21 protein-coding genes, 1 rRNA gene and 1 pseudogene are annotated in these 24,663 nt (G+C 66.5%); 17 read left to right on the top strand and 6 right to left on the bottom strand.

The genetic code is table 11. From position 1 onward, the window contains the following. Positions 1-867, top strand: a complete 867-nt coding sequence (locus tag AC1RQK_RS06630) for a carbohydrate ABC transporter permease (protein WP_492808136.1) — start codon at positions 1-3, stop codon at positions 865-867. A gap of 129 nt (positions 868-996) precedes the next feature. Here AC1RQK_RS06630 and AC1RQK_RS06625 read toward each other — a convergent pair whose 3' ends face one another. Further along, the gene (locus AC1RQK_RS06625; protein ID WP_492808134.1) at positions 997-1,728 is read right to left on the bottom strand and encodes a TetR/AcrR family transcriptional regulator; all 732 of its coding nucleotides are present in this window, start codon (positions 1,726-1,728) and stop codon (positions 997-999) included. Between the two features lie 287 nt (positions 1,729-2,015). Here AC1RQK_RS06625 and AC1RQK_RS06620 point away from each other — a divergent pair, with 287 nt between their 5' ends. The 9 genes from AC1RQK_RS06620 to AC1RQK_RS06580 all read left to right on the top strand — a co-directional run bounded on the left by AC1RQK_RS06620 (position 2,016) and on the right by AC1RQK_RS06580 (position 14,661). Beyond that, positions 2,016-4,145 (top strand): hydantoinase/oxoprolinase family protein, encoded by a 2,130-nt coding sequence (locus tag AC1RQK_RS06620; RefSeq protein ID WP_492808133.1) that lies wholly within the window; start codon positions 2,016-2,018, stop codon positions 4,143-4,145. Then, positions 4,142-5,875 (top strand): hydantoinase B/oxoprolinase family protein, encoded by a 1,734-nt coding sequence (locus tag AC1RQK_RS06615; protein ID WP_492808132.1) that lies wholly within the window; start codon positions 4,142-4,144, stop codon positions 5,873-5,875. Before AC1RQK_RS06620 ends, AC1RQK_RS06615 begins: the two co-directional genes overlap by 4 nt. A gap of 65 nt (positions 5,876-5,940) precedes the next feature. Then, positions 5,941-6,945, top strand: a complete 1,005-nt coding sequence (locus tag AC1RQK_RS06610; RefSeq protein WP_492808130.1) for an ABC transporter substrate-binding protein — start codon at positions 5,941-5,943, stop codon at positions 6,943-6,945. 14 nt (positions 6,946-6,959) lie between these two features. Then, positions 6,960-7,733 (top strand): ABC transporter ATP-binding protein, encoded by a 774-nt coding sequence (locus AC1RQK_RS06605; RefSeq protein WP_174426758.1) that lies wholly within the window; start codon positions 6,960-6,962, stop codon positions 7,731-7,733. A 4-nt stretch (positions 7,734-7,737) separates the two neighbouring features. Continuing rightward, the gene (locus AC1RQK_RS06600) at positions 7,738-8,577 is read left to right on the top strand and encodes an ABC transporter permease (protein WP_174426757.1); all 840 of its coding nucleotides are present in this window, start codon (positions 7,738-7,740) and stop codon (positions 8,575-8,577) included. Between the two features lie 108 nt (positions 8,578-8,685). Then, a complete protein-coding gene (locus AC1RQK_RS06595; protein ID WP_492808128.1) occupies positions 8,686-9,084 on the top strand; it encodes a hypothetical protein in 399 nt (132 codons plus the stop codon). A gap of 95 nt (positions 9,085-9,179) precedes the next feature. Next, positions 9,180-10,253, top strand: coding sequence for an efflux RND transporter periplasmic adaptor subunit (locus tag AC1RQK_RS06590; RefSeq protein WP_492808126.1), 1,074 nt, complete (start codon positions 9,180-9,182; stop codon positions 10,251-10,253). Then, entirely contained in the window at positions 10,253-13,390 is a 3,138-nt protein-coding gene (locus AC1RQK_RS06585; protein ID WP_492808124.1) for an efflux RND transporter permease subunit, read from the top strand. Before AC1RQK_RS06590 ends, AC1RQK_RS06585 begins: the two co-directional genes overlap by 1 nt. An 8-nt stretch (positions 13,391-13,398) precedes the next feature. Next, a complete protein-coding gene (locus tag AC1RQK_RS06580) occupies positions 13,399-14,661 on the top strand; it encodes a TolC family protein (protein ID WP_492374422.1) in 1,263 nt (420 codons plus the stop codon). Between the two features lie 35 nt (positions 14,662-14,696). On the opposite strand, the gene AC1RQK_RS06575 is transcribed toward AC1RQK_RS06580, so the two are convergent. Next, positions 14,697-15,392, bottom strand: coding sequence for a TetR/AcrR family transcriptional regulator (locus AC1RQK_RS06575; RefSeq protein WP_492374423.1), 696 nt, complete (start codon positions 15,390-15,392; stop codon positions 14,697-14,699). Positions 15,393-15,511: 119 nt separating this feature from the next. Here AC1RQK_RS06575 and AC1RQK_RS06570 point away from each other — a divergent pair, with 119 nt between their 5' ends. Together AC1RQK_RS06570 and AC1RQK_RS06565 are read left to right on the top strand one after the other, a co-directional pair. Next, complete coding sequence (locus tag AC1RQK_RS06570) at positions 15,512-16,540, top strand: SDR family oxidoreductase (RefSeq protein ID WP_492374424.1); 1,029 nt, start codon at positions 15,512-15,514, stop codon at positions 16,538-16,540. Between the two features lie 170 nt (positions 16,541-16,710). Further along, complete coding sequence (locus tag AC1RQK_RS06565) at positions 16,711-17,568, top strand: D-amino acid aminotransferase (RefSeq protein ID WP_492374432.1); 858 nt, start codon at positions 16,711-16,713, stop codon at positions 17,566-17,568. A 7-nt stretch (positions 17,569-17,575) separates the two neighbouring features. On the opposite strand, the pseudogene AC1RQK_RS06560 reads toward AC1RQK_RS06565, so the two are convergent. Then, positions 17,576-17,704 (bottom strand): annotated as a pseudogene (locus tag AC1RQK_RS06560) (ABC transporter permease); the annotation flags it as partial. Between the two features lie 210 nt (positions 17,705-17,914). On the opposite strand from AC1RQK_RS06560, the gene msuE reads away from it, so the two are divergent. From msuE to AC1RQK_RS06545, 3 genes are all read left to right on the top strand, one after another. Then, positions 17,915-18,478: an FMN reductase gene (msuE, locus tag AC1RQK_RS06555; protein WP_492374425.1), complete on the top strand. Its 564-nt coding sequence runs from the start codon at positions 17,915-17,917 to the stop codon at positions 18,476-18,478. A 157-nt stretch (positions 18,479-18,635) separates the two neighbouring features. After that, positions 18,636-19,667 carry an isocitrate/isopropylmalate dehydrogenase family protein gene (locus AC1RQK_RS06550; RefSeq protein ID WP_492374426.1) on the top strand — a complete coding sequence of 344 codons (1,032 nt, stop codon included), beginning with the start codon at positions 18,636-18,638 and terminating at the stop codon, positions 19,665-19,667. A gap of 168 nt (positions 19,668-19,835) precedes the next feature. Beyond that, positions 19,836-20,717, top strand: a complete 882-nt coding sequence (locus AC1RQK_RS06545; protein WP_492808120.1) for an alpha/beta fold hydrolase — start codon at positions 19,836-19,838, stop codon at positions 20,715-20,717. Between the two features lie 29 nt (positions 20,718-20,746). Here the strand turns inward: AC1RQK_RS06545 and AC1RQK_RS06540 are convergent, their stop codons facing one another. Together AC1RQK_RS06540 and AC1RQK_RS06535 are read right to left on the bottom strand one after the other, a co-directional pair. Next, complete coding sequence (locus AC1RQK_RS06540) at positions 20,747-21,382, bottom strand: 3-oxoacid CoA-transferase subunit B (protein ID WP_174426746.1); 636 nt, start codon at positions 21,380-21,382, stop codon at positions 20,747-20,749. Continuing rightward, the gene (locus AC1RQK_RS06535) at positions 21,379-22,071 is read right to left on the bottom strand and encodes a 3-oxoacid CoA-transferase subunit A (protein WP_492374433.1); all 693 of its coding nucleotides are present in this window, start codon (positions 22,069-22,071) and stop codon (positions 21,379-21,381) included. Before AC1RQK_RS06535 ends, AC1RQK_RS06540 begins: the two co-directional genes overlap by 4 nt. Before the next feature lie 143 nt (positions 22,072-22,214). Between AC1RQK_RS06535 and AC1RQK_RS06530 the strand changes: the two genes are divergently transcribed. Then, positions 22,215-23,141: a LysR family transcriptional regulator gene (locus AC1RQK_RS06530; RefSeq protein ID WP_492374428.1), complete on the top strand. Its 927-nt coding sequence runs from the start codon at positions 22,215-22,217 to the stop codon at positions 23,139-23,141. An 80-nt stretch (positions 23,142-23,221) separates the two neighbouring features. On the opposite strand, the gene AC1RQK_RS06525 is transcribed toward AC1RQK_RS06530, so the two are convergent. Then, positions 23,222-23,626 (bottom strand): ProQ/FinO family protein, encoded by a 405-nt coding sequence (locus AC1RQK_RS06525; protein ID WP_174426743.1) that lies wholly within the window; start codon positions 23,624-23,626, stop codon positions 23,222-23,224. A gap of 586 nt (positions 23,627-24,212) precedes the next feature. Between AC1RQK_RS06525 and AC1RQK_RS06520 the strand changes: the two genes are divergently transcribed. Next, positions 24,213-24,663 (top strand): 16S ribosomal RNA (locus tag AC1RQK_RS06520); the annotation flags it as partial.

The following is a 24,663-nucleotide window of genomic DNA, read 5'->3' as shown; positions in this document are numbered from 1 at the left end:
ATGCATGCCGATGCCAGTCACTGGAAGCGCCGAGGCGCGCGCTGGGGCGCACGCTTCGGCCATGTCGCCATCCTTGCCGTCTTCGCGGGGTTCTGCGCCTTTCCCTTCTACTGGATGCTGATCACCACCTTCAAGGATGTCCATGACCTGATCAACACAGCCAACAACCCCTTCCTGTTCAACCAGCCGCCCACCCTGGACAACCTGCGCGTGCTGTTCCTGGAGACACGGTACCTGCGCTGGATCGCCAATACGCTGCTGGTGGGGGCGATGGTGGTGGCCATCACCCTGCTGCTGGCGGTGCCCGCCGGCTACAGCCTGGCCCGGCTGGCAGGCAGCCGCGGGCGGCAGCTGGCGATCGCCATCTTCCTGACCTACCTGATCCCGCCCACCATCCTGTTCATCCCCTTCTCCCGCATCATCGGCGCGCTTGGCCTGCAGGATTCGCTGTGGTCGCTGGTGCTGGTGTACCCGAGTTTCACGGTGCCGTTCTGCACCTGGCTGATGATGGGCTTCTTCAAGGCGGTGCCGCGCGATATCGAAGAGGCGGCGATGATGGACGGGCTGAGCCGCTTCGGCGCCTTCCTGAAGGTGGTGGTGCCGCTGTCGTCGGCCGGCATCCTGACCGTAGTCATATTCACGCTGACGCTGGTGATGCAGGAATTCGTCTATGCCCTCACCTTTATCACCAGTTCGTCGCAGTATACCGTCAGCGTTGGCGTGCCGACCTTCCTGGTGCGCGGGGATGTCTATTTCTGGGGCTCCCTGATGGGTGCATGCCTGGTCGTCAGCGTGCCGGTAGCAGTGCTCTACAACCTGTTCGTCGACCGCTTTGTCGCGGGTTTTACCGTGGGTGCGGTGAAGTGATCGGGTTTGGCGGTGGCCGGATCCGTGCCGACAGCGAAGCGATCCGGGCAGCGTCGAGCGCGGATCGTCGGCCAGCGCAGATGCCATCAGAGCTAGCCGCCGGCCAACGGGGCGGCCCGGCAATGCGTGCTACGGCAGCGCTGCCGCGCCTTGCGTGCGCACCGTCGCCTGCTCCGCGCGCGGCTGTTCCTTGTCCCGCGTCGCTGCGGCGCCAAAATTGCACAGGTAGCTCATCACCATGTCTGGCACATGCTGCAGCCTCGACGCCACGCGATCCGGGGCGGCGAGGTCCACGCCAAGCACGAACGACAGCGTGTAGCGGTTCGAGATGAAGTAAGACCCCAGGCCCGAGATCGAAACATATAGATCCACCCAGTCTGCATCCGGCCTGAACACGCCTTGTTCCTTCCCGCGCTCCAGAATCTCCGCCAGCGCGCTCTTCAGCGGATTGAACATGGCAGGAATCACCTTGGACTTGCGGATGTGCGCTGCCTTGTGCAGGTTCTCCGTGCCCAGCAGCAGGATGAATTCCGGTTGCTCGATGAAATGCTGGATGGTGTGCATCACCAGCGCACGCATATCGTCGACGGGGCTCTTTCCCGTCAGGCCGAGTTCGTTCTGTCGCTCGCGCATGGCAGCGTAGGCGCGCTCCATGACTTCGATGAACAGCGCTTCCTTGCTGTCGAAGTAGTGGTAGACCAGGTTCTTGCTGATCTTGCTGCGGGCCACGATGCTGTCCACGCGGGCGCCGTCAAAGCCCTTGGCGGCGAATTCCTTCGACGCCATCTGGAGGATCTTCTCGCGCGTGGCCTGGGCGTCGCGCGGCTTTGGCTTGCGCACGGTCTTGGCGGTCACTGGCATACGAATGTTCCTCGATAAATTTGTCATGGCATTGTCATGGCGGGCGGCACCGTGCCAGTGCACCCGCTAACCAGATGGTTAGTGTACACCCCCTGAAGCGCACTGCAAGAAGGCTGCCAGCCAAGCGCTGGCGCCATTCTGGTGCTCCGTGAAAACCCGGTTGACAAGCAAAATCCCGTCTTCTATTGTGCTGACTAGTTAGTTAGCAGATTGGTCGGTGCGCGTTCCGGGGCAACGGAATGCGCGGCACGCGCAAGTCGCCCGTGCCTCACATCCTTGGAGTTGACATGGTTCATGCGGGAAGCAATGCGGGCGTCCGGGTCGGGTGCGATATCGGGGGCACGTTCACGGACATCGTCCTGGCAATGCCGGACGGGCGGCTGTTCGTCAACAAGACATCAACCACGCCGCACGACCTGGGCGAGGCCATCGTCACTGGCCTGAAGTCGCTGATCGGGCAGGCCGGGATTGCCCCGGGCGACATCACGGAAATTGTCCACGGCACCACCACGGCGTCCAACACCATCTTGCAGAAGGTGGGCGCACGCACCGGCGTGCTGACCACGGCGGGCTTTCGCGACGTGCTGGAGATCGGCCGCATCCGCACCCCCACCATGTTCGACCTGGGCTGGCAGAAGCCGCAGCCGCTGGCGGCGCGTCGCTATCGCCGCGGGCTGAACGAGCGCATCGACGCGCGCGGCAACATCATCGTGCCGCTCAACGTGGACGAGGTACTGACCGTGGCGCGCGGGCTGGTGGAAGAGGGCGTGGAAGCGCTGGCCATCTGCTTTATCAACAGCTATATCAACCCGGTGCATGAGCTGGAGGCGAAGGCGCAACTGGAGCGGGAGTTTCCGCGCCTGCTGGTGACCGCATCGTGCGATGTGCTGCCGGAAATCAAGGAGTACGAGCGCACCAGCACCACGGTGGTCAATGCCTACATCCTGCCTGCCATGCGCACCTACCTGCGGCGCCTGAAGGATGACTTGGCCCGCATGGGGGTGTCGGCGTCGCTGCAGGTGATGGCGTCCAACGGCGGCATGATGGGCGTGGGCAGCGCGAGCGAGAAGCCGGTGTTTGCCGTGGCTTCCGGGCCGGCCGGCGGCGTGGCGGGCGCGGCGCAGATCGGCGCGCTGGGTGGCGGGCGCGACCTGATCGTGTTCGACATGGGCGGCACAACGGCCAAGGCGTCGATCATCACCGACGGCACGCCGTCGCTGACCACCGAGTATGAGTTCCGCGACGGCATCAGCGCCCCGAGCCGCTTTGTCAAAGGCGGGGGCTATGTACTGAAGGTACCGGCCATCGATATCGCGGAGGTGGGTGCGGGCGGCGGCTCGCTGGCATGGATGGATGCCGGTGGCCTGCTGTGCGTGGGCCCTGAATCGGCCGGCGCCAACCCGGGGCCCGCGTGCTACGGGCGCGGCAACGATCGGCCCACGGTGACCGACGCCAACATGGTGCTTGGCTACCTGAATCCCGAATCGCTGGCGGGCGGCAGCCTCAAGGTGGACCCGGAGCAATCGCGCCGTGCCATCGACGCGCATATCGGCGCGCCGCTCAAGCTCGATACGCTGGCCGCCGCGCACGGCATTCGCCATGTGGCCAATGTGAGCATGGCGCGCGCGCTGCGTGCCGTGACGGTGGAGCGTGGGCGCGACCCGCGCGACATGACCATGATCGCCTTCGGCGGCGGGGGGCCGCTGCACGCGGTGGACGTGGCTATGCTGCTGGGCATCAAGCGGGTGATCGCACCGGTGATGGCGGGCGTGTTCTGCTCGGCCGGCATGCTGTGCGCGGATGCCGAGCATAACTTCGTCAAGGCCATCCTGCGGCCGCTGGCGGATTGCGATGGCGCCGGCATTGGCGTGGTGATCGACGAACTGCGCCAGCAAGGCCTGGCCATCCTCGCGCTGGAAGGCTATCCGGAGGCTGCGGTCGAGATGGCGGTGGGCATCGACCTGCGCTACCTCGGCCAGAGCTCGGAGCTGACCATCCCGCTGCCCGGCGGTGAAACCGGCAAGGCGCCGGACGCTGCCGCGCTTGCGCAGCTTATCGAGGACTTCGGCGTCCAGTACCAGCAAACCTTCGGCTACCGCAACGACGAGCCGCTGGAGCTGGTCAACGTGCGCCTGAGCGCCTATGGCCGCAGCGACCAGCGGCTGGATTTCAACGCGATCCAGGTGGATGCCAGTGCGCTGCATGGTGTTGCCGGCACGCGCCAGGTGAGTTTCGGGCGCGACCAGGCGCCGCGCGAGACCTTGCTGATCCCGCGCTCGGCCATGACGGATGCGCCGCGCCAGGGCCCGCTCATCATTGAGTCGTACGACACCACCATCGTCGTGCCGCCGGGCGCCTCGGCGCGCGCGGACAAGATCGGCAACATCATCATCGATATCGCCCAGGAGGCAGCATGAGCACGCAGTTTGACCCGGTGACCTTCGCGGTCGTCAAGAACGCGATGGACTCCATCGTCGACGAAGTGGCCTACACGGTCATTCGCACGGCGCGCTCGGAGATCGTCAAGGACGTGATGGACTACTCGGCCGCGATCTGCGACCGGCACGGCCGCATGGTGGCGCAGGCCAAGACCATCGCGCTGCACCTGGGGGCGATCCCCGAGGCCATGGAAGCCGTGCAGGCGCGCTATGGCAACGCGCTGAACCCGGGCGACGCGGTGATCGTCAACGATCCCTACCAGGGCGGCATGCACCTGCCGGACATCTTCATGTTCGTGCCGTTCTTCTACGGAGGCGAGCTGGAAGGCTATTGCGTGGTGATCTGCCACCACACCGACGTGGGCGGCCGCGTGCCGGGCTCCAACGCCAGCGACTCCACCGAGATCTACCAGGAAGGGCTGCGCATCCCGGTACTCAAGCTCTATGAGGCCGGCAAGGTCAACGACACGCTGGAACGCATCATCGCGCAGAACGTGCGCCTGCCCGAGCGCGTGCTGGGCGACCTGAAGGCGCAGTACGCCGCAACCCAGGTAGGCGTGCGCGAACTCACCGCGCTGTTCGACCGCTACGGCCGCGACGACACGCGCGCCTACCTGAACGAGCTGCTGGACTATGCCGAACGCCTCACGCGCGAAGAGATCCGCAAATGGCCCAAAGGCACCTTCCGCTTCACCGACTACATCGACGACGATGGCTTGTCGCCGGAGCCGATCCCCATCCAGGTGGCACTGACGGTGCATGACGATTACGTCAGCGCGGACTACACGGGATCGTCGCCCCAGGTGCGCGCGGCCATCAACTCCACGCTGTCATACACAAAGTCCTGCACCTACCTGAGCGTGCGCTGCGCGTTGAAGGGCGATGTGCCGAACAATGCCGGCGTGTTCCGCTGTATCGAGGTGCGCGTGCCGGAAGGCTCCGTGCTCAATCCCCTGCCACCGAGCGCGGTGGCAGCGCGCGCGCTGACGGGCTACCGCGTGTTCGATGCGATGCTCGGCGCGCTGGCGCAAGTGGTGCCGGACCGTATTCCCGCAGCCGGCGAAGGCGGCAACACGGTGGTGTGCCTGTCCGGCATCAGCGATGAGAACAAGCCTTACATCATTGTGGACATGATCTGCGGCGCATGGGGCGCGCGCCCGGCCAGCGATGGCATCGAGGCCATCACCAATGCCTCGCAGAACCTGTCGAACACGCCGGTGGAAACGCTGGAGGCGCAGCACCCCGTGCGCGTGGAAGCCTACGAGCTGGTGGAGGATTCCTGCGGCGCGGGCGAGTTTCGCGGCGGTCTGGGCATTCGCCGCAGCTATCGCGTGCTGGCGCCCAACGCGCTGCTGCAATTGCGTGCTGACCGCATGAAGTTCTCGCCCTATGGCCTGGCCGGTGGCGGCCCCGCCAGTCCGGCGCGCAACCTGCTGCAGCAACGCCATGCGGTCACGGACCTGCCGAGCAAGGTTGGCATGACGATCGCGCGCAACGATGTGGTGACGCATATCCAGCCCGGCGGCGGCGGCTTCGGCGATCCGCTGGCGCGTGACTTCGAGCGCATCCGGCAGGACGTATGGAACCACAAGCTCACCGCTGCCTATGTGCTCGAGCATTACAAGGTGGTGGTGAACCCCGCCACCGGCGAGATCGATGTGCCATCCACCGCGGCATTGCGCGCGAAGCTGCTGGCCAAGGCGGCGTAGTATTTCCGGACGGCTGGCAGCCGTCCGCTTACGCATACCCACAGACACCCCAAGAGGAAATCGAGATGCGTTTTTCTGTCATGAAACTGGCCTGGCGCGCCTATGCCGCCGCGACAACGTGGATGCTGTTCGCCGGCGCGGCCTCAGCGCAGGCGCCTGCCCAGAAGCTGCTGGTGCGGATGGACTACTCGCCATGGGGCATGCATGCCGCCATGCACCTGGCCAAGCAGAAGGGCTGGTTCCAGGAGGCCGGGCTCGACGTGGAAGTGCAGGACGGCACCGGCACCATCAACACCCTGCAACTGCTCGCCGCGGGCCAGGCCGATGTGGGCCAGGTGCAGCTTGGCACCATGGCCGTGGCCAAGGAAAACGGGCTGGACCTGATGTCCATCGCCGGCTTCGCCCGCAAGGGCGACCTGGCGGTGATGGTCGATGAAAAGCTGGGCGTCAAATCCGTGCAGGACCTGCTCGGCAAGAAGCTGGTGTGCTTCACCACCAGTCCGTGGGCACCATTTATCGATCCCTACTTCAAGGCCAACAAGATCGCCAAGGGCAAGGCCACCATCGTGATGGTGTCGCCCGCGGCCATGATCTCCACCTACGCCTCGGGCAACAGCGACGGCTTCCTGTCGCAAGCGCCGTTCGGCCAGCCGATGGTGTCCAAGGTACGCCCCGCCAAGGCGCTGCTGTTGTCCGACAGCGGCATCAATTTCCCCAGCTACGGGCTGGTGGTCACGCCGCAGCGGCTGGCCGAGAAGGGCGCCGCGCTGAAGAAGTTTGCCCAGGTGCAGGTGCGCGCGTGGGAGTACATCTATGCGGGCCACGCCGATGAAGGCGTGGCCGCCATCCTGGCGCAGCGCCCCAACGCCAAGCTCGACCCGCAGATCCTGCTGGCGCAGATCCAGGCTTACCGTACGTTCTTCGACAGTCCCACGCAGAAGAGCCTGCCGATCGGCAAGCAGAGCGACGCCGACTGGGCGGCCGCCATCCAGTCGATGGAGCAGGCCGGCATGATCAAGCCCGGGCGCAAGCCGGCCGACTACTACACCAACGCCATGCTGGCGAACTAGGCCGGGAGACGCACATGTCGGCATTCCTGCAGATCGGGCAACTCAACAAGGTCTACCATTCCCAGCGCGAACCGCTGTACGCGTTGAAGGACGTCAGTCTCGATATCGAGCAAGGAGAATTCGTCAGCATCGTCGGCCCCAGCGGCTGCGGCAAAAGCACGCTGCTCAAGTGCGTGGCCGGGCTGGAACCCATCTCCAGCGGCCACCTGGCGCTGCAGGGCGACCCCATCGTGGGCCCGCCGGCCAACATGGGCGTGGTGTTCCAGCGCGACCTGCTGCTGGACTGGCGCACCATCCTGGACAACGTGCTGATTGCCGCCGAGTTCCACGACCTGGATCGCGCGGACTTCGAGGAGCGCGCGCGTTCCGTGCTCAACCTGTTCGGCCTTGGCGCGTTCGCGCACCGCTATCCGTGGGAGCTGTCCGGCGGCATGCGCCAGCGCGCCTCGATCTGCCGCGCGCTGCTGGTGGACCCGCAGTTGCTGCTGATGGACGAGCCCTTCGGCGCGCTCGATCCTTTCACGCGGGACGATCTCAACGAGGAGCTGCAGCGCACCTGGCTGGCCACCGGCAAGACCGTGCTGTTCATCACGCATTCGATCTCCGAAGCCGTGTACCTGAGCGACCGCGTGGTGGTGATGTCGCGCAACCCGGGCGGCATCGCGGCGGTGATTCCGATCGAGCTGGAACGGCCACGCGGGCTGGCGGTGCGGGAGACGGAGGCCTTTGCTGGCTACGTGTCGCAGATCCGCCAGATTTTCCGTGAGCTTGGTATCTACAGGGGATGATGTGATGAAGTTGCTATGGAAGCGTTCCGAGAACAGCCGGCTGGCCATCCTGACCATCGTGGTGCTGTTGCTGATCTGGGAGGGCGCGGTGCGGGCCTTTGGCGTACGCGAGTTCCTGCTGCCGCCGCCCAGCAAGATCTTTACCGAGTTCCTGGCGCAGCCGGGTTTCCTGCTGATGCAGAGCCTGGACACGCTGCAGACCACGCTGGCGGGCTTTGTCCTCGCCGTGGTGCTGGGCGTGGGCTCGGCCATCGGCATCGTGTATTCCCGTTTCCTGGATCGCACGCTTTACTCCCTGATGGTGGCGCTCAACGCCGTGCCCAAGGTGGCGCTGGCGCCGCTGTTCGTGATCTGGCTGGGTACCGGTTCCGCGCCCAAGATCGCCATTGCCATGCTGATCGCGATCTTCCCGATCTTGATCGACACGGTGCTCGGCCTCAAATCCATCGACCCGGAAATGCTCAACATGGCGCGCGCCAACCAGGCGTCGCGCAGCAAGGTGCTGTGGAAGATCCGCTTTCCCAACGCCCTGCCCAGCATCTTCGCGGGGATGAAGGTGGGCGTGTCGTTCGCGCTGGTGGGCACCATTGTCGGCGAGTTCGTGGCGGGCGAGACCGGGCTTGGCCACGTCATCCTGGTGGCGCAAGGCAGCTTCGACACGCCGACCGTGTTCGTGGCGCTGGCGCTGCTGTGCGCGCTGGGCGTGATCCTCTTCAAGGCGCTGGAGTGGGCCGAGGAGCGGATGCTGCCGTGGCACGCGTCGCAGCGCGGCAGGCCGGGACAAAGCCATGTGCCCGCGCCGGGTACGGAGCGGTTGACGCAACTGGTGCAAGCCAAACGCTGAGGGGGCGGGCGGCGCGGATGGTCCGTTCACAAGCTGCGCCGCCGCCTCAAACTCGGCTACAATCGCGCCATGTTTCGCGCAGACCGCCCCTCCTTCTTGCGGGGAGCCTTGCTGCTGTTGCTGTTTGCAATGCAGTTCCTCACCCCGCTTCTGCACGGCCATCTCGGAACCCCGAAACTCCATGGCCTGCATGTGCACACGGCGCTCCAAGGTGCGGTTAATTCTTATTCTCCTTCCGCTTCATCCCCTTTGCCCGCGGGTTCCGCCGCGCTGATCGCGGTCGAGCCGCTTGAGGTCGATGTGCAGACCGCCATCGGCCCCATTGCCTTTTCCCTCCACGTGCAGGCCGCCGATGTGCTGATCGGCCTGGTCTTCGCGTTCCTGCTGTTTGCCGCGCGGCCGCTGCCGGTGTTCCGGCGCCTGCCGTGGCGCCAGCGCACGCCGCCCCGATGGCGTGGCAGCGACAGCAGGCCACCCCCCGCGCAGGCCCCTCCCCTCGCTTCCTGATTCCCCTGCCGGCCACGCCGGCGGAGCACGCTCGCGCGCCTGATCGAGGCTGATCATGTCGTGCCGGGCGCTTCCATCCTGCTTTGGAGTCAGGCATGTTTTCCCGTCGAGTTGTTTTCGTTGGCGCGCTGGTCGCGTCGACGCTGTTCCCCATTGGCATGGCCCGCGCGCAGGTACTGGCGCTGTCTGATGCCCAGGCCCGCGCGCTCGGCGTGCGGTTTGATCCGGTCGCCGGTGCCGCGCAACTGGAGACCGGCGCCAGCGCTCGCGTGGTGCTCAAGCCCGATGCGCAGTACGTGGTTGCCGCGCCTTATGCCGGCATGGTCTCGCGCGTGCTGGTGTCGATCAGCCAGGCGGTGCGCGCCGGCCAGCCGCTGGCCACCTTTGCCAGCCCGCAACTGTTCGAGGCCGGGCGTGCGCTGTCGGAAGCGCGCTCGCAGGCCAACCTGGCCCGCCTGGCGCTGGCGCGGGACCGTGGCTTGCACGACGACGGCATCATCCCGGGCAGCCGCTGGCAAGCTACGCAGGCACGCGCGGCGGAAGGCGCGGCGATGGTGCGCGCCCGCGAGGCCGAGATGGCTGCCGCGGGCATCGTGTTCGCCGGCGGCTCGGGTGAGCCGCAACTGGTGGCCGGCCGTGCCGGGCTCATTGCCGAGGTCAACGCCGTGCCTGGCACGCGCGTGGAAGGCGCCGCGCCGTTGTTCCGCATCGTGGACCCCACCGCGCTGGAGCTTGATCTGCTGGTCGGCCGCGATGCGCCGGCTCCCACCGTCGGCGAACGTGTGGAGGTGCGCCAGCGCGGCGCCACCGGCACGGTGGCCGGCGTGGTGCCGGCAAGCGACGGCACCGCCGCCGTGCGCGTGCGCGCGGTGCTGGACAAGCGCGGTAGCCTGCAGGCTGGCGAGAGCGTGAATGTGATCGTGCACTTGCGTAGCACGCCCGACGCCACTGGCGCGGGCCGCGTGCGGGTGCCGGCCATGGCGCTGACGTATTGGCGCGGCACGCCGGGCGTGTTCGTGGCGACCAAGACCGGCGTGCGCTACCAGACCGTGGTGGTCGAAGCCGTGGACGATGCCGCCGCGACCGTGCGCGGCCCGCTGCCCGCCGGCACGCGCGTGGCGGTGGCCGGCGTGGGCGCGCTCAAGGGCATGCTCGCGGGAGGCCAGTGATGCTTGCCGGCCTGATTGAATTCTCCCTGCGCCAAAGGGCGCTGGTGCTGATTGCCGCCTGCGTGCTGGCTGTGGCCGGAGCGTGGGCTTACTTGAAGTTGCCCATCGATGCCTTTCCGGACATCTCGCCCACCCAGGTCAAGGTCATCCTGAAGATCCCCGGCATGACGCCGGAGGAAGTCGAGCAGCGCGTCTCCACGCCGATCGAGCAAGAACTGCTGGGCATCCCGCACAAGACCATCGTCCGCTCGGTGTCCAAGTACGGCATCAGCGACGTGACGGTCGATTTCGAGGAGGGCGTGGACAGTTACTGGGCCCGCCAGCAGGTGTCCGAGCGGCTCGCCGGCCTGCTGCGCGACCTGCCGCCCAACGCCATCGGCGGGCTGGCGCCGATCACCACGCCGCTGGGCGAGATGTTCATGTTCACGGTGGAGGGCGATGCCTTCTCGCTGGCTGAACGGCGCCGCGTGCTGGACTGGGTGCTGCGCCCGGCCTTGCGCACGGTGCCCGGCGTGGCGGATGTCAACGCGCTGGGCGGCGAGGTGCGCAGCTACGAGGTCATCCCCGACCCGGCGCGGCTGCGCGCCCGCGCCGTTACGGTGGAGCAATTGCGCCAGGCGCTCGACGCCAACAACCGCAACGACGGCGCGGGCCGGGTGGAGCAGGGCGACGAGAACTGGGTGGTGCGCGTGGAGGGCGGCGTGCGCGGCGTGGAAGACTTGCGCCAGGTAGCCGTTGCCGCGCCGGGCGGGCGCAACGGCATGCCGCTGGTGACGGTGGGCGACGTGGCCACCGTCAGGCTCGGCGTGGCCACGCGCAACGGCGCGGTCAGCAAGGATGGGCGTGGCGAAGCGGTGCAGGGGCTGGTGCTGGCCCTGCGCGGCGCCGATGCCCGCCAGCTGGTCGCCGACGTGCAGGCCAGGCTGGATGCGCTGGCGCCGCAACTGCCCAAGGGCATGTCCACGCACGTGTTCTACAACCGGGGTGAACTGGTCACGCGTGCCGCCAATACCGTGGTGCGGGCCCTGATCGAGGCCAGCCTGCTGGTGGTGGTGACGCTGTACCTGTTTCTTGGCGGCCTGCGCGCGGCGCTGGTGGTGGCGGCAACCCTGCCGCTGTCGATGCTGGCGACCTTCCTGCTGATGCGCTACGTGGGGCTGACCGCCAACCTGATGAGCCTGGGCGGCCTGGCGATTGCGCTGGGCATGCTGGTGGACGCGGCGGTGGTGGTGGTGGAGAACATCGAATCCGCCTTGGCGAAGGCGCACGAACGCAAGTCCGACCCATCGCTGCGCGGCGCGGTGATCCGCCATGCCGTCGCCAGCGTGGCGGTGCCGATGCTGGCCGGGGTGTCGATCATCGCGATCGTGTTCCTGCCGCTGCTGTCGCTGCAAGGCCTGGAGGGCAAGCTGTTTGGCCCGGTGGCGCTGACCATCGTGCTGGCGCTGGCGTCGTCGGTGGCGATCGCGTTCACCGTGGTGCCGGCGCTGGCGTCGCTGCTGCTGCGCGCGCATGCGGACGAGACCCCGTACCTGATGCGCAAGGTGGCACGCGGCTTTGCCCGGCTGCAGGACTGGAGCGGGCGGCATCCGCGCGCGGTCTTTGCCTCGGCGGGCGTGGCGCTGGCCGTGGCGGTGGCGCTCTACCTGTCGGTGGGCAAGACCTTCATGCCCACCATGGACGAGGGCGACATGATCGTGCAGCTGCAGAAGGCGCCGTCGGTCTCGCTGGCCACCTCGGTGGGCCTGGACCTGCGGGTGCAGCAGGCGCTGCTGGCCGAGGTGCCGGAGATCCGCTCGATCGTGGCGCGCTCCGGCTCGGACGATCTCGGCCTCGATCCGATGGGGCTGAACGAGACCGACACCTTCCTCGTGCTGCAGCCAAAGGACCAGTGGCGCGGCAGCATGGAAGACATCGCCATCGCCATTCGCCGCGTCATGGAGCGTTTCCCGGGCGTGGTGTATGGCTTCACGCAGCCTATCGAGATGCGCGTCTCGGAGATGCTGACCGGCACGCGCGGCGACGTGGCCATCAAGGTGTTCGGCGCTGATCTGGGCGCCATCGACACGGCGGCGCAGGCCATCGCCGCGCGCGTGCGCAAGATCCCTGGCGCGGCCGAAGTGATCGCGCCCAGCAACGAGGGCGTGCAGTACCTCACGCTTGCGCTGGACCGCGCCGCCGTCGGCCGCGCGGGGCTCTCCGGCGATGCGCTGCAAGCGTTGCTGCGCGCGCAGGTGGAGGGCGAGCGGATCGGCATCGTGCCAGAGGGCACCGTGCGCACGCCGCTGATCCTGCGTGGCAGCGATAGCCTGCGGCAGACCCCGGAGACCTTCACCAGCCTGCAGGTGACAGCGCCGGACGGCACGTCCTGGCCGCTCACCTCCCTGGCACAGGTGCGGCGCGTGGAAGGGCCGGTGCGCATCAACCACGAAGACGGTGGGCGCTTTGCGGTGATCCAGGTCAGCGTGGAAGGACGCGACCTGACCGGTTTCGTGCAGGAGGCACAAACGGCCGTGGCGGGCCTGTCAGGACTGCCCAAGGGATTGCGCGTGGCCTGGGGCGGCCAGTTCGAAAACCAGCAGCGCGCCGCCGCGCGCCTTGCGCTGGTGGTGCCGCTGGCGCTGGGTGCCATCTTTCTGCTGCTGATGCTGACCTTCCGCTCGATCCGCCAGGCGGCGCTCGTCATCGCCAATATTCCGTTCGCGCTGGTGGGCGGCATCGCCGCGCTGCGGGTGGCGGGCGAGTACCTGTCGGTGCCGGCCTCGGTGGGGTTCATCGCGCTGCTGGGCATTGCCGTGCTGAACGGCGTGGTGCTGGTTTCGCATTTCAATACCTTGCTGGACGAAGGGCGGCCAATGGCCGAGGCGGTGCGCACCGGCGTGCGCGACCGCTTGCGGCCGGTCCTGATGACCGCCTGCATCACGGCGCTGGGGATGATCCCTCTGCTGCTCGCCACCGGGCCCGGCTCTGAGATCCAGCGCCCGCTGGCCATCGTTGTCTCGGGTGGCCTGGTCAGCTCCACCGCACTGACCTTGTTGCTGTTGCCGCTGTTGTTCGAGCGCTTTGGCGTGGCGCGGTCGCGCGAGGACAAGCAAGGCCGCATGGCACAAGGAGAAGCACAAGGAGAAGCGCAATGAGAGGCGCAATGAGCAAGATGGCAGCCGCGGCTGTCATGATCGCGGCCACCGGGATGCCGGGTGCCGTGTGGGCGCAAGCAGCCATGCCGGCGCAGGCCGGCGTGCTGCCCCTTGAGTCCGCCGTGCGCGACGCCGTTGGCCAGTCGCCGGACGTGCAGATGGCCGAGGCTCGCCGCGATGCGGTGCTGGCCCGGGCGGACGGCATCCGTGCCGGCACCGCCGAGGCCGTGGTGCGGGCCATCGGGCAGCGCCGCCAGGTGCGCGAGCCGTCCGACCGGTTTGCCGAAGGGCAACTGGCACTGGAGCGCCCGCTGCGGCTTTGGGGCAAGGCCGACGCCGATGGCGAGCTGGCCGATGCCACGGCGCAGTCAGGCCAGCTCGCCGTGATGGATGCGCGCCATGAAGTCTCGCGGCAGATCCTGTCGCTGTGGTTCGGGGCGCTGCGCGCGCAACAGGCGCGGCTGGCGGCGCAGGGCAACGACAGCCTGGCGGGCGAGCTGGCGGCCGTGACCGCACGCCGGGTGCAGGCCGGCGATGCGGCGCCCATGGACCATGAGCTCTTGCTGGCCGAGCGCGCTCGCACCGCTGCCGCGCTGGCCAGCGCGCGCGCAGCGGAAGCGGCGGCGGCGGCCGAACTGCGGGCGCGCTTCCCGGGCCTGGGCGTGCCCGGCGGCCTGCCGGCGGATGTGCGCCTGCAGGCGTTGCCGGACGACCCCGCCGATGCGCTGCGCAGCCGCTATGTGGAGGACAGCCACGAGTTTCGCCTCGCCCAGTCGCAGGAAACGCAAGCTCAGCGGCAGGCCCGGCGCACCGACCTGGAGCGCAAACCGGACCCGACCGTGGGCGTGTTCTTCACGGTGGAGCGCGGCGGCGCGGAGCGGATTGCGGGCGTGAGCATCAGCATGCCGCTTGGCTCCGCGCACCGGCGTTCGGCGGCGGTGGCGGCAGCGGCCGACGCGCAGGCTGCCGCCCGCAGCCGGGTGGCGGTGGAGCGCAGGATCGGCGCCGAGTTCGAGGTGCTGTACCGCGGCCTGGAAGGCAAGCGCGCCGCAGCCGTGGCGCAGGCCGAAGCGCTCGCGCTACAGCGCAGTGCCGCGGCACGCACCGGCCGGGCCTACAAGGCGGGGGAAACCGGCCTGAGCGAACTGCTGATGGTCCGGCGTGCCCTGGCCGATACCACGCTGGCCGAACGTGTGGCCCTGGTCGATGCGCTGGAGGCCGACAGCCGGTTGCGGCTGGACCTGCACCGGATGTGGGATTTCGATGATTGAGCCAGTGCCCGGGTGCGGTGCGCCCGGGCGTCCGGCTACCGGCTTGCGCGGCCGCCCCGCTTTGCCGGATGACTGGCATCGGCTGCTTCGCCAGCCGCCTGCGCGCTCGCCAGCAGGCCGCGCAGGAACAGCATCAGCATCCGGCCGGTCGGGTCGGCGCTCGTCGTGCCCCGTTGCAGCGCGAGGCCATGGGCGAGCGCCATGAAACCCGCGGCCAGCTCTTCCGGCTGGGCTGGCGGCACGCGGCCCAGATGGCGGAACAGGCGCTCGATCAGGCCGCCGAGTTCGCCGCGATGCGTCTCGCAGACCGCACGGTAAACGCTGGCAAACGACGGGCTGCGATTGGCGTGCATCTGCAGCTCGATCGATAGCATGGCCCAGTCGGCATCCGCATGGAGCGCCGCGGCCCAGGCATCCAGGCCCGCGAGCACCTCTGCGCCGGTGTGCTCCGCCGTGTCGAACACCGCTGCCAGCTGCTTTGCCTCGGCCTCCATATGGCCGCGCAGCAGATCTAGCAGCAGCGCCTCCTTGTCCGGGAAGTTCGAATAGAACGCCCCCTGCGAGTACCCAGCTTCCTCCGCGATATCCCGGATCGACGTGCCGCCGAAGCCGCGCTGCATAAACAAACTGCGCGCGGCCTCAAGCAGGCGCTCGCGGGTTTGCGCCTGGCTTTGCTCGCGGCTCAGGCGCTTGCGCGGGACGGGTTGCTTTGTTGGCGTGGCATTGGGCATGGCATTGGTCGTGGCGACAGGGATTGCCGTATCGATTGCATTTGGGATTTCAGCTGCTATCATAACGGATATCAATTGATATCTGAATTTCATATGATCTTCGAGATAAGGGCCTGTCCATGAACTTGCAAACCGCTTTCGTGACCGGTGCCACCGGTCTGCTCGGCAACAATCTTGTCCGCGAACTGCAGGGCCGCGGTGTCGCGGTCAAGGCGCTGGTGCGCTCGGCGCAGAAGGCCAGGCAGCAATTCGGCGATCTCGCGGGTGTGGAGTTCGTGGTTGGCGACATGGCCGATGTCAAGGCGTTCGCCCCGGCCATGCACGGCTGTGATGTGGTTTTCCATACCGCCGCGTTCTTCCGCGACAACTACAAGGGTGGCAGTCACTGGGAAACGCTCAGGCGCATCAATGTCGACGGCACGGCCGCCCTGATCGCGCAGGCCTACTCGGCAGGCGTGCGCCGCTTCGTGCAGACCTCGTCCATCGCCGTGCTCAACGGCGCGCCGGGTTCGGTGATCGATGAAACGCATGTGCGCGAACCTGCCGACGCCGATGACTACTATCGCAGCAAGATCCTGGGCGATCGCGCTGTCCTGGCTTTCCTCGAGAATGCCCCCGAGATGCATGCCACGTTCGTGCTGCCCGGCTGGATGTGGGGGCCGGGCGATATCGGGCCGACGTCAGCCGGACAAGTCGCGCTCGATACGGCGATGCGCCGATTGCCGGGCCTGGTGCCAGGGAGCTTTTCCGTGGTCGACGCCCGCGATGTCGCACAGGCGCATATCGCCGCGGCGCTGCGCGGGCGGCGCGGCGAGCGCTATCTCGCGGCGGGCCGTCATATGACCATGCGCGAGCTGATCCCGCTGATCGGACGCACCGCGGGGGTGGCAACGCCCAAGCGCGCGCTGCCTGTGCCGTTGTTGTTTGCGCTGGCCTGCGTGCAGGAAATCTACGCCCGGATCACCGGCAAGCCGATCCTGCTCAGCCTTGCAACCGTGCGGCTGATGGTGAAGGAAGCGGACCGGACCCGCTTTAGCCATGCCAAAAGCGAGGGCGAGCTAGGCTTGGGCTTCCGGCCCGTGGATCACACGGTTCGCGATGTCATTGCCTGGTATCGGGCGCACGGATGGCTGCCGGCCTCGGCATGAGGGCCGGGGGCGCAAGCTGAACGCCATGGCGGCGGGGCCGGGTGGCGGAGCAGGCCAAGGTCATGCCGATTTTGCATAGGCTGCCCCCGCGCCTTGTGGAAGAATGCATGCATTCATCCAGTGCGCACCCGTACTGCAACCCAGGCCCCGCCAGCCTTACCCTACCCACCATGAACGAAGAAATCGTCTATCTCAACGGCGAGCTCACGCCCTTGTCCGAAGCCCGCGTCCCCGTGCTGGATCGCGGCTTTATCTTTGGCGATGGCGTGTATGAAGTGGTCCCCATCTATGCCGGCAAGCCGTTCCGCCTGCCGCAGCACCTGGCGCGGCTGGCGCGCAGCCTGGACACCATCGGCATCCCCAACCCGCACACCGATGCGCAGTGGATGGCGCTGATCGACCGCGTGGTGCAGGCCAACGGCCTCGCCGACCAGATGGTGTACATCCAGGTCACGCGCGGCGTGGCGCGGCGCACCCATGCCTTCCCCAAGACGGTGACGCCGACGGTGCTCATCATGACCAACCCGATGTCGCTGCCCTCGGCGGCCATGCGCGAGAAGGGCGTGGCCTGCGTGACAGCGCAGGACAAGCGCTGGCTGCACTGCCAGGTGAAATCCACCTCGCTGCTGGGCAATGTGCTGGCGGCGCAGAACGCGGTGGAGAACGACGCCACCGAGACCATCCAGTTCCGCGATGGGATGCTGACCGAGGCCTCCGCGTCCAACGTCTGGGTGGTCAGCAAGGGCCGGGTCTCGGCGCCGCCGAAGGACAACCTGATCCTGGAAGGGATCCGCTACGGCTGGATGGAGGAGCTGTGCGCGGCGCTGGATATCTCGCTGGAAGCGCGCCGCATTTCGCAGGACGAGGTGATGGGCGCGGATGAGGTGTTGCTGACCTCGGCCAGCAAGGAGATCCTGCCGGTGGTCACCATCGATGGCAAGACTATCGGCGATGGCGCGCCCGGCCCGGTGTTCAAGAAGCTGTACGCCGCATACCAGGACGCCAAGGCGGCCACGGCGGCGGCGTGATCAACGCCTAAGCAGCGCTGCTGCCCGTGCCGAAGGCGCCGATCAGCAGCAGGCCGACCACGATGTCCGCATGGTTCAGCAGGTTGTACGCCTCCCAGGTGTAGTAACCGATGCCGTACTGGCTGGCGATCATCTCGGTGTAGAAACGGGCCCTTGCCGCAGGGAACGAATGATTCCGACTATGCAACTGAGAATTTCGCCACGCATGCCATGGCGGCCGCCCGTTTATGCATAGTTGAAATTCGTCGTTCAGCGGGCGGCGCGGCTGCGCTATGGTGAAGAACTTGCAAGCGGCCGCCGTGAACAATGGCGAGGGCGGCCTTCAATCCAAAGGAGGTTCTCCCCCATGGCTAGACCGCTGAACGTGGTTGCCGTCAACGGCAGCGCGCAGCAGCCTTCGCGCACGCTGGCGCTGGTGCAGGCGTTGCTTGATGAACTGGCGGGCAGGCTGCTGTTGCAGACCCGGATCGTCAACCTCGGCGATATCGCCCGCCCGCTAGGCGCGGCGCTGTCGCGCGCTGAACTGCCTGCGGAGATTGAAAGCGAGATCGCCGCGATCGAGTCCGCCGATCTGCTGGTGGTGGCCGCGCCGGTCTATCGGGGCTCTTATCCCGGCCATTTCAAGCATCTCTTCGACCTGGTCGGGCAGGATGCGCTGATCGACAAGCCGGTGCTGCTGGCGGCCACCGGCGGCAGCGACCGGCACGCGCTGGTGCTGGAGCATCAGCTACGGCCGCTGTTCGGCTTCCTGCAGGCGCTGACGCTGCCGATCGGCGTGTATGGCAGCCCGGGGGACTTCCAGAACTACCAGGTCAGCAGCGCGGCGCTGGCGGAGCGCATCCGGCTCGCGGCGGACCGCGCGGCGCCGCTGTTCGGCGCGAGCCGGCTACCGCTGCAGCGTGCGGCGTGACGACAAGCGGCCCTAGGCTATAGCTATAGCTCGTTCCACAGGATTCCCTTCCGGCAGCGCGATCCCGCTGGGCTGACATGATCCGCGCTAGACAGAAATGCGCCCGCGTTGCATGCTCTGCGAACGCGGACATTCAACCTGTCGAGAGGAATCGCATATGGAACAGCCAGCACGCAATCAGATCCCCGCCACCCTGATCCCGGGCGACGGCATCGGCCCGGAGGTGGTGCAAGCCACCGTCAAGGTGCTGGACGCGCTGGGCGCGCCGTTTTCCTGGGATGTGCAGCAGGCTGGCATGGCGGGCATCGACCAGGGCGGTGATCCGCTGCCGCAGGCCACCCTCGAGAGCATCCGCCGCACAGGCCTGGCGCTTAAGGGCCCGCTGACCACGCCGGTGGGCGGGGGCTTTCGCTCTGTCAATGTGCGGCTGCGCGAAGCCTTCAACCTCTTTGCCAACGTACGGCCCGCGCGCACGCTGGTGCCGGGCCGCTTCGAGGATATCGACCTGGTGCTGGTGCGCGAGAACGTGGGCGGCTTCTATGTCGCGCACGATTACTACATCGCCGTGGGCGATGACCCGCACGCGGTGGCTGTGTCCACTGGCACCAATACGCGCGACGCCTGCCGGCGTATCGCCCGTTTTGCGTTCGAGTATGCGGTCAAGAACCAGCGCAAGAAGATCACCGTGGTGCACAAGGCCAATATCCTGAAGGCACTGACCGGCATCTTCCTGGAGGCCGCGCGCGAGGTGGCGCAGGACTATGTGGGCCGCGTGGAGATGGATGATCGCATCGTCGATGCCTGCGCCATGCAGCTCGTGCTCAATCCCTGGCAGTTCGACATGTTGCTCTGTACCAACCTGTTCGGCGACATCCTGTCCGACCAGATCGCTGGCCTTGTGGGCGGGCTGGGCATGGCGCCGGGCGCCAATATCGGCGAGACGGCAGCCATCTTCGAAGCCGTGCACGGCTCCGCGCCGGACATCGCCGGCAAGGGCATCGCCAACCCGATCTCGCTGATGCTGGCCGCCGGCCTGATGCTCGAGCATGTGGGCCGCCAGGACCTGGCGGTGCGGCTGCGCCAAGCGATCGACCTGGCGCTCAACCAGGATCAGGTGAGAACCGGCGACCTCAAGGGCTCGGCCTCGACCTTGCAGTTCGCCGAGGCGGTGATCAAGCGGCTGGGGTAACCGCGCGGCGGGCTTCCCGGCCTGTGCCGGGCGGCGTACTGCTACCCCTGCCATCCCCCACAGCGGCAGGGCGGAGCAACCCCGATAGCCTGAACGCGCCCACTTGCGTACCATGTCTGCGCCGCAACCGTCACTCCCGACACGGCCGGCGTTAACCGAGGGCTTGGCATGCAGACATCGGAACCCTACGTCCACTTTCGTCTCGATTCGAATGACGATCACAAGATCGAGGTCCACCGCTGGCAGGGCGGCGCCGCGCCGCGTGCCGTGGTCCAGATCGCGCATGGCATGGGCGAGCATGCGCGGCGTTACCGGCCCTTGGCCGACGCGCTGGTGCGCGCGGGCTATGTGGTCTACGCCAGCGAGCATCGCGGACACGGCGCCGATGCAGCCGCGCAGGACAAGCTTGGCGACTTCGGCCCGCGTGGCTTCGCCGCGCTGGCGGACGATATGGCCGTGCTCAGCCGGCACGCGCGCTCGCAGCATCCCGGGGTGCCGCTGATCCTGTTTGGCCACAGCATGGGCTCGTTCGCGGCGCAGTGCTACCTGGTTGAGCACAGCGCGCTGCTCGACGGCGTATCGCTGTCGGGCACCACTGCGGTGGACCTGATGCTGGCAGCAGCGCAGGCGGGATTCAAGCTGGAAGACATGAATGCCGGGGTGCCGGATAGCCGCACGCCATTCGACTGGCTCAGCCGTGACCCCGCCCAGGTGGATGCGTATATCGCCGATCCGTTGTGCGGGTTCACCGTGACGCCGGCTTCGCGCGCCTCGATGTTCACCGAGTGCGCGCGCCTGGCAGAGCCAGATACGCTGCGCCGCATCCGTCCGGCGTTGCCGATGTACCTGTTCACCGGCGATTCTGATCCGGTCAACAATCATCTGGCATGGTTCGAGCCGCTGGTTAGCCGTTACCGCGCGGCAGGGCAGGCCGATGTGTCGTCCCACGTGTTCGGCGGGGCGCGGCATGAGACGTTGAACGAGACCAACCGCGAGGAAGTGGTCGCGGTGTTCGTCGCGTGGATCGAGCGGGTGGTGTCAAGCCGCTGAAATGCCGATTCGCTGATTCGCCGATGGCGCTAGGCTAGCAGCCGCGCCTCGGTCAGCGCCTGCAACTCGCCGAGGGTCATGCCCTCGGCCATGGCCTCCACCAGCAAGCCGTCGGGCGTCACGCGCATCACCGCCAGGTCGGTATAGATGCGGCTGACCACACCGCTTGCCGTCAACGGCAGTGTGCAGCGGTGCAACAGGCGCGGGCGAGCGTCGCGCGTGGTGTGTTCCATCAGCACCCAGACCTCGCGCGCGCCGAAGGCCAGTTCCATGGCGCCTCCCACAGCGGGCGGCGTATTCGGGTCGCCGCGGCTCCAGTTGGCCAGGTCGCCGTTCTCCGCCACTTCGTAGGCGCCAAGGATGGCGAGGTCCAGGTGGCCGCCGCGCATCATCGCGAAGCTCAGCGCGGAATCGAAGATGGCCGCGCCAGGCTGCAATGTCACCGGCTGCTTGCTGGCATTGATCAGGTCCGGGTTCTCCTGGCCCAGTGGCGGGCGTGGCCCGAGATGCAGGATGCCGTTTTCGCTATGCAGGAAGACCTCGCGCTCCCGCGGGATCATGTCGCCGACCAGCGTCGGCAGGCCGATGCCCAGGTTGACGTAGGCACCCGGCCGGATGTCCTGCGCCGCGCGCCGGGCGATCTGTTCCCTGTTCCATCGCTTCATGGCTGGCTCCCGGCTTGCTGTTTGTTGGCGTTAGCGGTGACGACGCGGTGGACAAAGATGCCGGGCGTCACGATATGTTCGGGGTTCATCGCGCCGGCCTCGACCATCGCCTCCACCTCCGCCACCACCACGCGCGCGGCCGTGGCCATGATGGGGTTGAAGTTGCGGCCCGCCAGGTGATAGTCCAGGTTGCCAAGGCGATCCGCATGACGTCCGCGAATCAGCGCAAAGTCCGCATGCAGCGGCAGCTCCAGCACGTGCAGCGCACCGTTGATCTCCCGCGTGTCCTTGCCTTGGGCAAGGATCGTCCCGGCAGTGATGGGGCAGTAGAACCCGCCCAGCCCGGCTCCGGCGCAACGAATGCGCTCTACCAGCGTGCCCTGCGCCACCAGTTCCAGCTCGACCTCGCCGCGCCGGTAAGCGTCGCGGAACGCCGTGGCGCCCGCTGTCAGCGGGTAGGAGCAGACCAGCTTGCGCATGCGCCCGGCTTCGATCAGGCTCGCCACGCCTTCGCCGTCGTAGCCGGCGTTGTTGGAGATCACCGTGAGATCCCGCGCGCCATGCGCCAGCACCGCCGCGATCAGGCCGTCGGGCAGGCCCGCGCTGCCGAAGCCGCCCACCATCACGGTGGCGCCGTCGCGCAGGTCAGCGATGGCCTCTGCGCAGCTTGCTACCCGTTTGTTGACCAATCCCATGCCCGACTTGCTCCCGATGCGTGCCGCGGCGTCGTCGCCGCCAAGTCGTGCATCATGCGGCGCAGGCTTCGATAGGTTCAAGTGCGCAAAGCTTAATTGTTGATAAGCTGTGCTTATATTGAAAGCGGGCCATCGCGATGAACCTCGAACTCCGACACTACCGATACTTTGCCGCGCTGGCCGAGGAGCTGCACTTTGGCCGCGCGGCTGAGCGCCTGGGCATATCGCAGCCGGCGCTGAGCCAGCAGTTCCGGTGGATCGAGCAAGAGGCGGGCGCGCCGCTGCTCTCGCGCAGCAAGCGCCGGATTGCGCTGACCGATGTGGGTGCGGTCTTTTACGAGGAAGCGATGGGTGTGCTGCGCCAGGTCCAGCATGCCGGGCTGGTCACGGCCAGCGCCAGCCGGGGTGATGTCGGCGGCGCTGCCATCGGGTATGTGGCGTCAGCCGCGTTGTCAGGATTATTGCCAAGGCTCGTCTATCGTTTTCGCCAGGATCATCCGGCCGTGCGGCTTGCCATGCGGGAGATGGACATGCCGGCCCAGCTCGAAGCGGTGGCACGCGGCGAACTCGATATCGGTTTTATCCGGCCACCGTTGCGGTCCTTGCCGGAAGGGCTGGCCTTGTTCGACATCGCGTCCGAAGCCGTTGTGGCGGCCTTGCACGCCACCCATACGCTGGCTGGCCGCGCTCGCGTCGACGTAGCCATGCTGCGCGACGAGATCTTTATCTGCACGCATACCGAGCACGGTACCGGCTTCTACGCCATCACGCTCGCCATCTGTGGCAATGCTGGCTTCCAGCCGCGCGTGGAGGCTTTGTCGACCCAGATGGCCACCATCATCAGCATGGTGGCGGCCGGGTTTGGCGTGGCGCTGATCCCCGCCTCGATGCGCGCGTTCGCCCCGCCCGACGTGGTCTTCAAGCCGCTGGCCCGCAACGACGTGGCGTCGCAACTGGCCGTGGTCCATCGCAAGAACGAGCGCTCGCCCACGGTGCTTAGGCTGATCGAGCGCTGCCGTGAAGCGAAGGGGGCAGAGCGGCCGCCAGAGTCAATCGTGCGGTAAGCCTTATAGCCTTATAGCCTTATAGCCTTATAGCCTTATAGCCTTATGCCTGTCCGTATCTGCCGCGCCACCGCCGCCGCTTATTTCTTGAAGCGCGTTGCTTCCGCTTGCGTGACAGAGCCCGCATCGGCGCCGTTGAGGTCTACTCGCGCAGCGCCTTCCGTAAGACATGCCTTGTAACGGGTCCCACGGCACCAGGTCTTGATGGCTTCGCGCAACTCCGCCTCTTGCAAGCCCAGCTCGCTAGCGTAGCCAAGCAGATCGTCAAAGATGCCGACTTTCAACGCTCTCTTCGGCGCGGGGTTCTTAGGGAAGGCGAGGGGGAAGCGCTTTTGAAGCCGCCCGATGTTCCGTACAACAGGATCCACCGGTTTCGACTGGGCCGCTTGCGCGGATGGGCGGGCGCGTGTGGGCTTGGCCGCCGGCTTGGGTTTGGCCTGTTGCGCCAGCTGCGCTTTCAGCGCAGCAAGTTGTTCGAATCCCATAGTGTTCTGTTGTGAAGAGGTGAGGAGTGAACGCGAATTTTAGCGGAAGCCGGTCAGCCCCGAGGTTTGATGCTAAATTGTGCGTCGTGAGGCGCTTTTTACGTGTCGACGAAATTTTCCAGAAAAGACTTGCCAGCACCGTGCCGACAGCTTAGTATTCGCCCCCTTCCGCAGTACAACACTCAGCCGCAAGGCAGACGGGCGAAGGTTGCGGGGGATGGCAGGAAAGGTGAGAAGAGCGCGTAGCGAATCCAGCCTGAGCAAGAAAAGATTAAAAAAGTATTGATGAAACGCAGATAATTCTTTATAGTCTCGTTTCTCTGCTGCAGCAAACGCAGCGACGCGGTAAGCAAAGCGAACCGCGGCCAGTTCTTTAACAAACAAACAACCGATAAGTGTGGGCGCTTGATAGCGGATGCGGAAGACTTCGGTCTTTTAGCTTACAAGTTATAAAGTGCTCGCACAGTAAAACATGTTGGTTATGTCCGGGGTGCAAATCGCGGACGTAGCCAGTCAGTTTTCTGAGAGTGAGCGACCGCTCGAAAGAGCGAGATCCATAGGGAAACCGAAGGATCACACAGGTATTAAACTGAAGAGTTTGATCCTGGCTCAGATTGAACGCTGGCGGCATGCCTTACACATGCAAGTCGAACGGCAGCACGGGAGCAATCCTGGTGGCGAGTGGCGAACGGGTGAGTAATACATCGGAACGTGCCCTGTCGTGGGGGATAACTAGTCGAAAGATTAGCTAATACCGCATACGACCTGAGGGTGAAAGCGGGGGACCGTAAGGCCTCGCGCGATAGGAGCGGCCGATGTCTGATTAGCTAGTTGGTGGGGTAAAGGCCCACCAAGGCGACGATCAGTAGCTGGTCTGAGAGGACGATCAGCCACACTGGGACTGAGACACGGCCCAGACTCCTACGGGAGGCAGCAGTGGGGAATTTTGGACAATGGGGGCAACCCTGATCCAGCAATGCCGCGTGTGTGAAGAAGGCCTTCGGGTTGTAAAGCACTTTTGTCCGGAAAGAAATCCC

The organism is Cupriavidus sp. GW822-FHT02D05 (genome assembly GCF_058802485.1).
Note: the sequence above shows the minus strand (reverse complement) of the source record. Positions and strands in the feature narration are given on the sequence as shown.

What these genes read in the sequence shown, in the direction of transcription:
- AC1RQK_RS06630 (WP_492808136.1), top strand. Translation starts at nt 1, where the DNA reads ATGCATGCCGATGCCAGTCACTGGAAGCGCCGAGGCGCGCGCTGGGGC.
- AC1RQK_RS06625 (WP_492808134.1), bottom strand. Translation starts at nt 1,728, where the DNA reads ATGCCAGTGACCGCCAAGACCGTGCGCAAGCCAAAGCCGCGCGACGCC.
- AC1RQK_RS06620 (WP_492808133.1), top strand. Translation starts at nt 2,016, where the DNA reads ATGGTTCATGCGGGAAGCAATGCGGGCGTCCGGGTCGGGTGCGATATC.
- AC1RQK_RS06615 (WP_492808132.1), top strand. Translation starts at nt 4,142, where the DNA reads ATGAGCACGCAGTTTGACCCGGTGACCTTCGCGGTCGTCAAGAACGCG.
- AC1RQK_RS06610 (WP_492808130.1), top strand. Translation starts at nt 5,941, where the DNA reads ATGCGTTTTTCTGTCATGAAACTGGCCTGGCGCGCCTATGCCGCCGCG.
- AC1RQK_RS06605 (WP_174426758.1), top strand. Translation starts at nt 6,960, where the DNA reads ATGTCGGCATTCCTGCAGATCGGGCAACTCAACAAGGTCTACCATTCC.
- AC1RQK_RS06600 (WP_174426757.1), top strand. Translation starts at nt 7,738, where the DNA reads ATGAAGTTGCTATGGAAGCGTTCCGAGAACAGCCGGCTGGCCATCCTG.
- AC1RQK_RS06590 (WP_492808126.1), top strand. Translation starts at nt 9,180, where the DNA reads ATGTTTTCCCGTCGAGTTGTTTTCGTTGGCGCGCTGGTCGCGTCGACG.
- AC1RQK_RS06585 (WP_492808124.1), top strand. Translation starts at nt 10,253, where the DNA reads ATGCTTGCCGGCCTGATTGAATTCTCCCTGCGCCAAAGGGCGCTGGTG.
- AC1RQK_RS06580 (WP_492374422.1), top strand. Translation starts at nt 13,399, where the DNA reads ATGAGCAAGATGGCAGCCGCGGCTGTCATGATCGCGGCCACCGGGATG.
- AC1RQK_RS06575 (WP_492374423.1), bottom strand. Translation starts at nt 15,392, where the DNA reads ATGCCCAATGCCACGCCAACAAAGCAACCCGTCCCGCGCAAGCGCCTG.
- AC1RQK_RS06570 (WP_492374424.1), top strand. Translation starts at nt 15,512, where the DNA reads ATGAACTTGCAAACCGCTTTCGTGACCGGTGCCACCGGTCTGCTCGGC.
- AC1RQK_RS06565 (WP_492374432.1), top strand. Translation starts at nt 16,711, where the DNA reads ATGAACGAAGAAATCGTCTATCTCAACGGCGAGCTCACGCCCTTGTCC.
- msuE (WP_492374425.1), top strand. Translation starts at nt 17,915, where the DNA reads ATGGCTAGACCGCTGAACGTGGTTGCCGTCAACGGCAGCGCGCAGCAG.
- AC1RQK_RS06550 (WP_492374426.1), top strand. Translation starts at nt 18,636, where the DNA reads ATGGAACAGCCAGCACGCAATCAGATCCCCGCCACCCTGATCCCGGGC.
- AC1RQK_RS06545 (WP_492808120.1), top strand. Translation starts at nt 19,836, where the DNA reads ATGCAGACATCGGAACCCTACGTCCACTTTCGTCTCGATTCGAATGAC.
- AC1RQK_RS06540 (WP_174426746.1), bottom strand. Translation starts at nt 21,382, where the DNA reads ATGAAGCGATGGAACAGGGAACAGATCGCCCGGCGCGCGGCGCAGGAC.
- AC1RQK_RS06530 (WP_492374428.1), top strand. Translation starts at nt 22,215, where the DNA reads ATGAACCTCGAACTCCGACACTACCGATACTTTGCCGCGCTGGCCGAG.
- AC1RQK_RS06525 (WP_174426743.1), bottom strand. Translation starts at nt 23,626, where the DNA reads ATGGGATTCGAACAACTTGCTGCGCTGAAAGCGCAGCTGGCGCAACAG.